Consider the following 8,182-nt stretch of genomic DNA (forward strand, 5'->3'; position numbering starts at 1 on the left):
AGAGGGCGGTAGTACGTTAGGCTTTTGTAACATTAATCCATTTATAACTTTTTGTTGTCTACTATCCTCATTACGTAGTTGTTTATCTTTGGAATGATGGTCATCTTTATTCTCATCAACTTTGGTATCGCCATGGTTATGATCAGTGATATTAGATAATTCAGTATCATCTAAGGAGCGAATCGTTTTTGAAGTACTAGGTTCAGCCCAAGATATCGTATTAAAAAACATGAGAAATAATAAATTGTACTTCATCCATGAAGTCATAGCGTGATCCTTTTTTTACTCAATACCGACTACAGTGGTGATATAACCAGTGGCTAAAAGAATTGATAGGCCTAATGACATTTCAAATAAAATGGCATAGCCCAATTGTTTCGCAGATTTCGGGTCTTGTAAGCGAGGTGTGAAATACCATTTGTTAAAGGCTGCTAACAATAAAATACTTAGGACAAATAATATTTTAATAATAAATCCATGCCCATAAGGTGTATTGATTAGAGTATTAAAATCTTTAAAGAGTAATAAAGCAATACTAAGACCACAAGCGATGAGTATTCCTACAATAAAGGCTGCTATTTGCCCAAATAGATGCATACGTTCTTTAAGTGGTAAGCCATTAATTTTTTTGCTTGTTTTCCATAATGGATAAAGCGATCCCATCCATAAGGACATTACAAGTACATGTATTGATAATAAAGCTTGAGCGAATAAGGATAAATTCGTAACGTGTCCGAGTTGTGAAAAACTTAAAATGATTGGTGTGAGCAGTATGGTAAAGATTGCTCCTTCAGTTTTGGAAATATCAATCATCCCTTTGCTAAGTTTGACTATCATAAATATGAGTAAAAGTGCAAAACTGATTGATCGAATGATATAGACATGTCCAGTAGGAGTATTGACTAGTATATTTATATAGTTGTTATCCCACATACCTGAAAGGCCAGTGTTGGCAAAACTTCCTATAAGAATGAAGAAACCGAGAACACTTGCAAAAAGGCCTAAACCTGTACCAATAGTCATGTATTTTAGAATAGTCTCCTTGATTTCAACATAACGTCCAAGTAAGAAATAGCAGAAAGCACCGCCAATAACAAATGCAATCCCTAAATATAAAATGACTTTAACCAACCATGTTGCATATATCCAAGTCTCAGGAATCATATTTTTCTCCCTTTATTATAGCAACATGCCAGCAAGCTGCTGGCATGTTGACTATTTTCACTCATTGTTATTTTGTTGATTTAATAGTGAAATTATATTCACCATTCATGTTATGACCATCGGTACCCATTGTGGTCCAAACCACTGTATATTTTCCTTTTTTTAGTTTAGGAACAACTACTTCAAATGATTTTTTCATATCATGAGTTACTTGGTAGTTCAAAGGGATGTCCTTACGTTGGGCATCGAGTAACTTAACGTTCATTAGCATTACTTCTTCACCAAAATTGAGTGTTATGTTTTTTGGTTGACTTGCTACAGAAGCATTGATCGCAGGAATTGCACTTTCAAGTTTCACGTGTGCAAATGCACTTGAAGCAGTAACAATCAGTGTTGCACCTACGAGAGTGTTACGTAGAGCTGACATTTTATTTTGAAAAATTTTCATTTCTTCATCCTCTTTAAATTAATCTTGGGCCCAGTAATGACCGAATGAAATTCATTGATTGATAGCTTGGTCACCAACTTTGTAATCCTATTATCAAAGAAAGATAGAAACACTCCGATGACTTCAAAATTACATTTTTGTCATTTTAAAAATTGAAAAGTCACAAGTGCTACACTGACTATAAAGAAAATTTCGCTTATCTAATGATCAAGTAATAGGAAATTATTTACGTTTTAATCAATTTATTACTTTTAAAATTAAATATGAAGGAGGTTGTATGGACCATCATCATCACGAAGATAAAAATACACTTACTGATCCTGTCTGTGGCATGGCAGTAAAAGAAACATCTCAATTTTATGAAAAAGTTGACAGTAAAACTTTCTATTTTTGCAGTGAAAATTGCTGGTTAAAGTTTAAGAATGATCCTGCTTTTTATATTAATAAACTAGCAAAAGCGACTAATCCAAAAGAGATTGGGATAAATTCAATTGTGGTTGATCAGCCGATAAATGTGAATACTTCTACTATTTACACTTGTCCGATGCATCCCGAAATTCAACAAAATCACCCTGGGAATTGTCCTAAATGTGGTATGACTTTAGAGCCTTTACTTCCAAATCTGGATGAAGCTGACGAAAACCCTGAACTAAAAGATTTTAAAAGACGATTTTGGTATACCTTACCTTTAACTCTTATCGTTGTATTTTTAGCCATGTTTGGGCATCAGCTGAATTTATTTGATATGAAGATACAGAGTTGGATTGAACTCATTCTTACATTACCTATCGTTTTTTGGGCAGGGTGGCCATTTTTTGTTAGATGTTGGCAATCAGTTTTAAATCGTAGTCCGAATATGTGGACCTTAATTGGAATTGGTACTGGTGCCGCATTTATATACAGCCTCATTGGAACTTTGGCTCCACAAGTATTTCCAGACTCTTTTGTTTCTATGGGACGTGTCGCTGTATATTTCGAAGCCACAGCAGCCATTATTTCGCTGACCTTATTAGGCCAAGTTCTTGAGTTGAAAGCTCGATCACAGACCTCGGCAGCAATTAAATCTTTACTTGGGCTAGCACCTAAGACTGCAAGAAAAATAAATGACGATGGTAAAGAAGAAGATATTCCTCTTTCCCATGTACATGTTGGAGATTTGCTCCGAGTACGACCAGGTGAAAAGGTCCCTGTTGATGGAGTTGTTACTGAAGGGTCAAGTTCTATTGATGAATCAATGTTAACAGGAGAACCTGTTCCCGTTACAAAACGTGAAGGCGATCAAGTAATAGGTGCAACAATAAATATGAATGGTTCATTAGTAATGCGTTCAGAAAAGGTTGGATCTTCAACGGTACTGTCTCAGATCGTACAAATGGTATCGCAAGCTCAACGTTCTAAAGCGCCGATGCAAAGAATGGCAGATCATGTTGCAGGTTGGTTTGTTATGGTAGTTATTGCTATTTCTGTGCTTACATTTTTTGGTTGGGGGGTATTTGGCCCAGAGCCTAGTTGGGTTTACGGGTTAATTAATGCTGTCGCAGTGTTAATTATTGCTTGCCCATGTGCTTTAGGCTTAGCGACACCTATGTCAATTATGGTGGCAACAGGTCGTGGTGCATCGAATGGTGTACTTTTTCGTGATGCAGCTGCAATAGAAAATTTACGTAAGATTGATACTTTAATTATTGATAAGACAGGTACTTTAACTGAAGGCCAACCCTCATTCGATAAGGTTATCGCTCTTTCGGGCTATGAAGAAAATGAGGTACTTCGGTTAGCAGCTAGTCTGGATCAGGGGAGTGAACACCCTTTAGCTGATGCAATCGTACGTGCTGCCCGTGAAAGAGATCTTGTACTGTCTAGACCAACATCTTTTGAATCTGGCTCTGGGATTGGTGTTAAAGGAGAGTTAAATGGACAACAATTATCTCTTGGTAATACAGCATTAATGGAACAGCTGGGAATATCAGTTAAAGCATTTGTTCCCGAAGCTGAAAAGTTAAGAGCCGAAGGTGCAAGTGTCATGCATTTAGCTGTGGATGGAAAACTGATAGGGTTAATAGCTGTTTCAGATCCAATCAAAGCAAGTACACCTGAGGCTGTTCTTTCATTAAAAGATTCCGGTCTAAGAATCGTAATGGCTACTGGTGATGGATTAACAACAGCTAAGTCTGTTGGCGCTAGATTAGGTATTGATGAGGTTTATGGTGAGGTTAAACCCGCAGATAAATTAGAATTGGTTAAGAAATTGCAAAAAGAAGGAAGAGTGGTTGCGATGGCTGGTGATGGGATCAATGATGCCCCAGCTTTAGCTCAGGCTGATATCGGAATTGCAATGGGTACAGGAACAGATGTAGCAATGAATAGTGCACAAGTTACTTTGGTAAAAGGTGATTTACGCGGTATAGAGATTGCTCGTTCATTATCAGAAGCAACTATTAAAAACATGAAGCAGAACCTTATGTTCGCATTTCTTTATAATGCTTTAGGTATTCCTTTAGCAGCGGGTATTTTATATCCATTTACTGGCTGGTTACTTTCTCCTATGATCGCAGCCTTAGCAATGAGTCTAAGTTCAGCATCAGTCATTGGTAATGCTTTACGACTACGTAGCCAAAACTAAGTTTTTCTGACTACTCATTATTTTTAACTATTAAAGATGAGTAGTCAGTAGTTGTTTATTTTTATATAAGTGATTAATTTTTAAAAATAATTTTAAAAGTTATGCGGCCATTATGATAGTCTGCTCTAATTGTTGCGCCATGTACATCAAGAATGGATTTGGTAATTGCTAGCCCTAAGCCAGTACCTTCCTCAACTCGCTGTCTGGAAGCATCTGTTCTATAAAAACGGTCAAATAATCGATTTAGCTGGTCTGATGATAAAGGTGAGCTTTCATTCTCAATTGTAAAAACAGTTTTATCAAAGCTTTGTTGGCAATTGATTTTGATCACTGAATCTGTTTTTCCATATTTGATCGCATTTGATAATAGATTACTGAGTGCTCGACGTAACATTGAAGGATCGCCATTTACATAACCTAGACCAGTTTGTTCTAAAGTCATTTTCTTTTCAGAAGCAATAGCATCATAAAAGTCAAATAAAGCTGAAATTTCTTTGACCAAATCAATTCTTTGTAAGTTTGGTAAATGCAAACCGTGTTCGGCTTTGGCAAGGAATAACATATCTGAAACCATCCGAGCTAAACGTTCAAACTCTTCTAAGTTAGAAAAGAGAACTTCCTGATAAGTATTGATATCTCTACTACGGGATAAACATACTTGGGTTTGAGTCATCAAATTATTAATAGGTGTGCGAATTTCATGAGCAAGATCAGATGAGAAGTCTGATAATTTCTCTACAGCAGATTCCAGTCTATCTAACATATCGTTAAAAGCTATGGCTAAGGATCTAAGCTCTGTTGGCGTGTTTTCGACTTCTAAGCGTTCAGAAAGATGTTGAGCAGATATACCTTCTGCCACTTTTGCCATTTTTTGAACTGGGCGTAACCCTCGCCATGCTGCGAACCACCCTAAGAACATTAAACAAATTGTACCCACAAATCCAATGTATAGAAGTTGACGTCTAAAGTTATTTAAGAAATGTAGATGCTCAGAAGTATCGATGCCAACGACAATTTGAGCTGACATAATTGAGTCTTGATGATTAAAAGACTTTGTATAAATTAAACCACGGTAGGTTTTATTTTGAATGCTCCATTCAACCCAAGGCTTTCGTTTTGATTTATTGAGTGTTTGGGTATGAATGGTGGATGGTGCTGAACTAAAAATAATTTGACCCGTTGGTCGTTCAATTTGAACAATTAGATCATGATGACCAACTAAGGCATCTTTTAAATATAAATTCAATTCTTGAGAATTAGAAGGATTCTGTTCTAATAGATTCTCTATAAGTTGAATTTTACCTTCTAATTGAGTTCGGTCTTGAGCTTCGAAATGATGCATTACGAGTTGATGAATAACTAGTCCCATAATCATTAGAATGATTACGGTAGATAGAGAAAAAATAATAGCTATACGAAAGCTGATTGCATTAAACAATTTACGAGTCATCTTCAACCTCTAGAACATAACCCATTCCCCGTATGTTCTGGATTAGCTTAGGGCTAAAGTTACTGTCAATTTTACTTCTCAAACGTTTAATAGCGACTTCTACGACGTTGGTATCACTATCAAAATTCATATCCCAAATTTGAGAAGCTATGAGTGCGCGAGGTAAAATTTCACCACGTCTACGCATAAATAATTCCATCAGCGCGAATTCTTTAGCTGTTAAGTCAATACGTTGCCCAGCGCGAGTGACGCGGCGTTTACGAAGATCAAGTTCAAGATCAGCAATTGTAATAAGGTTACTATCTTCTTTTTGTTGTCCCCGTCGGAGTAAGCTTTTAATGCGTGCTAATAACTCAGCAAAAGCAAAAGGTTTTACGAGGTAGTCATCAGCTCCCAAATCTAATCCCTTAACTCGATCTTCAATTTGATCACGCGCTGAAAGAAATAGAATAGGCATTGTCTTTCCGCTTTTGCGAATATCATAAATGATATTCCAGCCATCTAATTTTGGTAACATAACGTCCAAAATGATGAGGTCATATTCTTCGGAAAGTGCTTGATGTTTACCTGATAATCCATCTGTGACCCAATCCGTAATATACCCAGCTTCAGATAGACCTTGTTTAAGGTAGTCACCAGTTTTTTGTTCATCTTCAACTAGTAAGATTCTCATTGATAAAAATCCAATATCACTCATTAAGAATATAATAACGTTATAAATACGTGATTCTTTGTAGATTACAAAAATGTCATTTTCATGTCATATAGATGTTTGGTGCTGGCCTTTAATGTATCCATATAAGCTAATTTCGGAGCAAAAAATGAAAGTTCTATTTCGTCGTACTTTAACAACTCTTATGTGTGCTGGTGCTTTAATTGCAGGAACTCAATCTTGGGCAGCAGAAACTAAACAAGCGAATACAGTTACTACAGAGGTTAAAGCTAATTCAAAAGCTCAAGAGAAATGTCAAAAACCTTGTGATATGAAGGGTGATGAGAAGGCCCAGCATAATCACAGTAAAATGAGTGATATGTCCCAGATGGATCATTCTAAGATGATGAACATGGATCACTCTAAAATGGGCGACATGGATCACTCCAAAATGAATATGTCAAATAATTAATACGATAAAAGAGATCGAAGGCAAAGAAGTCGAGAAACTACTTTGCCTTTTAACTAAATATTAGATAGGTGAAATAAATGTCTAAAAAATTAAGTCATGTCCTCCTAATAGGAATTGGTTTATTTTCGTCGACTTGGGTGATGGCTGCTGTTAAAGAATATGATTTAACCATCGCTGAGCAAACAGTAAATATAACTGGAAAGCCTTTAAAGAGAATCACAGTAAATGGCAAATTTGTGGCCCCCCTTCTTGAATTTGAAGAGGGTGATGAGGCGATTATTCGTGTCCATAACAAGTTAAAAAACCAAGATTCTTCTATTCATTGGCATGGTTTAATTTTGCCTGGCATCATGGATGGAGTACCTGGATTTAATCAGTTTGATGGTATTGCTCCTAGTAAGACCTATGAATATAAGTTTAAGGTACGCCAAAATGGTACCTATTGGTATCATTCGCATAGTAAAGGTCAAGAGCAAGAGGGCTTGTATGGTCCGTTAGTCATTTACCCAAAAAATAGGACACCTTTAACTGTAGATGAGAAAACAGATAAGGATTATGTTGTATTGCTCTCAGATTTTCATGATTCAACTAGTGATAAAATCATGAATAATCTAAAGAAAGAAGCTGACTATTATCAGAACCGTCGTGAAACTGTTTTTGATGTTTTTAAACAAATTAAAAAAGATGGTTTAAAAGCAACATGGCAAGACCGTTCGATGTGGAACCAGATGCGAATGCTCAAGACTGATATGTCTGATGTGACAAAATATACTTTTTTGATGAATGGTAAGACTCCAGAACAAAATTGGATTGGTAATTTTAAGACGGGTGAAAAAGTACGTCTTCGGTTCATTAATGCCTCAGCAATGTCATTCTTTGACGTCAGAATCCCTAACTTGAAAATGACGGTAGTCAGTGCAGATGGGCAGCCAGTGAAACCTGTTCCTGTTGATGAATTCAGAATAGGAACGGCTGAAACGTATGATGTCATCGTAGAACCTAAACAATCAAATTATCAAATTGAAGCAGAATCAATTGATAGGAGTGGCTTTTCAGTTGGTTCATTACATGATGAAAATACTCCTCCAATAAATCAAATCAAAATGCCGAAGTCACGTCCTCGTTCTTTATTAACTATGGAAGATATGGGGATGGGGCATGATATGTCGTCTATGGCGGGCATGGATCACGATATGTCTTCAATGAAGGGCATGAATCACGACATGTCTTCGATGAAAGGTATGGATCATGACATGTCTTCGATGAAAGGTATGGATCATGACATGTCTTCAATGAAAGGCATGGATCACGATATGTCATCTATGACAGGTATGGATCATGATATGTCTTCAATGAAAGATATGAATCATGAT

8 protein-coding genes are annotated in these 8,182 nt (G+C 36.5%); 3 read left to right on the forward strand and 5 right to left on the reverse strand.

Translation table 11 applies throughout. From position 1 onward, the window contains the following. From HMPREF0023_RS09385 to HMPREF0023_RS09395, 3 genes are all read right to left on the reverse strand, one after another. Positions 1-267, reverse strand: a 267-nt coding sequence (locus HMPREF0023_RS09385) for a hypothetical protein (RefSeq protein ID WP_008941969.1), incomplete at its 3' end; no start/stop codon positions are given. Between the two features lie 15 nt (positions 268-282). Beyond that, a complete protein-coding gene (locus tag HMPREF0023_RS09390) occupies positions 283-1,164 on the reverse strand; it encodes a copper resistance D family protein (protein ID WP_005091431.1) in 882 nt (293 codons plus the stop codon). 67 nt (positions 1,165-1,231) lie between these two features. Further along, on the reverse strand, positions 1,232-1,612 hold the full coding sequence (locus tag HMPREF0023_RS09395) for a copper resistance CopC family protein (RefSeq protein WP_005091429.1): 381 nt from the start codon (positions 1,610-1,612) through the stop codon (positions 1,232-1,234). A gap of 277 nt (positions 1,613-1,889) precedes the next feature. Between HMPREF0023_RS09395 and HMPREF0023_RS09400 the strand changes: the two genes are divergently transcribed. Next, complete coding sequence (locus HMPREF0023_RS09400; RefSeq protein WP_004880442.1) at positions 1,890-4,235, forward strand: heavy metal translocating P-type ATPase; 2,346 nt, start codon at positions 1,890-1,892, stop codon at positions 4,233-4,235. A 73-nt stretch (positions 4,236-4,308) separates the two neighbouring features. Here HMPREF0023_RS09400 and HMPREF0023_RS09405 read toward each other — a convergent pair whose 3' ends face one another. Together HMPREF0023_RS09405 and HMPREF0023_RS09410 are read right to left on the reverse strand one after the other, a co-directional pair. Further along, positions 4,309-5,685: a heavy metal sensor histidine kinase gene (locus HMPREF0023_RS09405; protein ID WP_005091426.1), complete on the reverse strand. Its 1,377-nt coding sequence runs from the start codon at positions 5,683-5,685 to the stop codon at positions 4,309-4,311. After that, positions 5,675-6,358 carry a heavy metal response regulator transcription factor gene (locus tag HMPREF0023_RS09410; protein WP_002058525.1) on the reverse strand — a complete coding sequence of 228 codons (684 nt, stop codon included), beginning with the start codon at positions 6,356-6,358 and terminating at the stop codon, positions 5,675-5,677. The genes HMPREF0023_RS09405 and HMPREF0023_RS09410 overlap by 11 nt, the downstream gene beginning before the upstream one ends. A gap of 148 nt (positions 6,359-6,506) precedes the next feature. Between HMPREF0023_RS09410 and HMPREF0023_RS09415 the strand changes: the two genes are divergently transcribed. After that, positions 6,507-6,809 carry a hypothetical protein gene (locus tag HMPREF0023_RS09415; protein ID WP_005091424.1) on the forward strand — a complete coding sequence of 101 codons (303 nt, stop codon included), beginning with the start codon at positions 6,507-6,509 and terminating at the stop codon, positions 6,807-6,809. A 77-nt stretch (positions 6,810-6,886) separates the two neighbouring features. Next, positions 6,887-8,182: multicopper oxidase domain-containing protein (locus HMPREF0023_RS09420; protein ID WP_008941972.1), on the forward strand; the 1,296-nt coding region annotated here is incomplete at its 3' end.

Origin of the sequence: Acinetobacter sp. ATCC 27244 (genome assembly GCF_000156555.1) — a bacterium.
Classification (GTDB): domain Bacteria; phylum Pseudomonadota; class Gammaproteobacteria; order Pseudomonadales; family Moraxellaceae; genus Acinetobacter; species Acinetobacter haemolyticus.

What these genes read in the sequence shown, in the direction of transcription:
- HMPREF0023_RS09390 (WP_005091431.1), bottom strand. Translation starts at nt 1,164, where the DNA reads ATGATTCCTGAGACTTGGATATATGCAACATGGTTGGTTAAAGTCATT.
- HMPREF0023_RS09395 (WP_005091429.1), bottom strand. Translation starts at nt 1,612, where the DNA reads ATGAAAATTTTTCAAAATAAAATGTCAGCTCTACGTAACACTCTCGTA.
- HMPREF0023_RS09400 (WP_004880442.1), top strand. Translation starts at nt 1,890, where the DNA reads ATGGACCATCATCATCACGAAGATAAAAATACACTTACTGATCCTGTC.
- HMPREF0023_RS09405 (WP_005091426.1), bottom strand. Translation starts at nt 5,685, where the DNA reads ATGACTCGTAAATTGTTTAATGCAATCAGCTTTCGTATAGCTATTATT.
- HMPREF0023_RS09410 (WP_002058525.1), bottom strand. Translation starts at nt 6,358, where the DNA reads ATGAGAATCTTACTAGTTGAAGATGAACAAAAAACTGGTGACTACCTT.
- HMPREF0023_RS09415 (WP_005091424.1), top strand. Translation starts at nt 6,507, where the DNA reads ATGAAAGTTCTATTTCGTCGTACTTTAACAACTCTTATGTGTGCTGGT.